1 protein-coding gene is annotated in these 1,241 nt (G+C 63.4%); it reads right to left on the bottom strand.

Annotated features, from left to right (window positions below; genetic code table 11):
- Positions 1-102: 102 nt before the first annotated feature.
- Positions 103-1,026, bottom strand: coding sequence for an IS110 family RNA-guided transposase (locus XcyCFBP4188_RS22275; RefSeq protein WP_046932128.1), 924 nt, complete (start codon positions 1,024-1,026; stop codon positions 103-105).
- Positions 1,027-1,241: the final 215 nt, after the last annotated feature.

A 1,241-nucleotide genomic window follows, 5' to 3' on the forward strand; every position in this document is an offset into this window, starting at 1 on the left:
TGTAGCAACTGTGTTGTTGGAGGGGCTTTGGCCACTCCGTAAGCCGGGCACGGTGGTGCCGGCTGCTGGCAGCAGCCATCGCCCCATCCAGCGCATGGACACTCAGGCCGGGATGGCTTGAGACTCTCCAGCGAGAGCGTCTCTGGCGCGGGCGTTGAGGATGACGAGCATCTTGCGCATCGCCGCCACGACGGCGACCTTGCCGGGCTTGCCGCGTACCCGCAGCGACCGGTAGAACTCCCGGATCCGTGGCTCGTGCTGGATGGCCGACAGGCAGGCCATGTACAGCACGTTGCGCACCTCGATCCGCCCGCCGCGAATTTGTCGGAGACCGCGCATCTTTCCGCTGTCGTGAGCGATGGGGGCCAGGCCGACCAGCTTGGCAATGGCCTTGCCATCGAGCCTACCCAGCTCCGGCAGGTAGCTAGCGATCACCGCTTGCAGGATCGCTCCGACGCCTTTGAACGCGCGCAGCGCCTCCAACTGCGGTTGCTGGCCGACTTGTTCGGCAATGTGCTTTTCCAATATCACGCAGGTCTTTTTCATCTGCGCGATATTGGCCTGCAGCACACGGCACAAGCTCGTGTCGGTCACCTGTTCCAACTGGTTTTGCGCGCTTGTTGCCAGGTCCACCAGCTGCTGGCGCGCGCGCACGAACTCGCGCAGCTTGCGCCGCCAAGACTCCATTGGTTGATAGGCACGCAGCTCCAGCGTTGCCGCCATGCAGGCCAGGTTGATGGCGTCCAGACGGTCTGTCTTTGCCGGCAGGCCGATGGCAGTGGCGAAGGCATGGCAGCGCTGCGCGTTGGCCCGCACGACCCGGTGACCGGCATCGAATAAGGCATCCAGTACCCGCTGTTCGTAACCGCCGGAGGCCTCCAGGACAACCTGGCCAGCCTCCTGCCTCGCCAGCCAGGACAGCAGCTTGCGATGGCCCGCCGGTGTGTTGTGAAACCGCGCGAAAGGGCCGCAATGGACGGCCACATCCAACATGGCCTTGCACACATCAATCCCGATGCCGTTCATAGGCAAACTCCGTTAGGCTTGAAGGGTCGAGAGCTCCCCCGCCTGCCCAGCCTTACGTCTACGAGCGTCAACTCTGGCAACTGTTCGGGCGATACAGGGGAGAGACCGGCGTGGGCACCCAGCTACAAGACGATCGGTAACGATCCAGGCTCTCACGGTGGCCCACGCCGGCTCTCGACACCTAAACTGCCAGAATCCGAACAGATAAGGCTCTT

Origin of the sequence: Xanthomonas hortorum pv. cynarae (assembly GCF_002939985.1) — a bacterium.
In the GTDB taxonomy this organism is placed as follows: Bacteria; Pseudomonadota; Gammaproteobacteria; order Xanthomonadales; family Xanthomonadaceae; genus Xanthomonas; species Xanthomonas hortorum_D.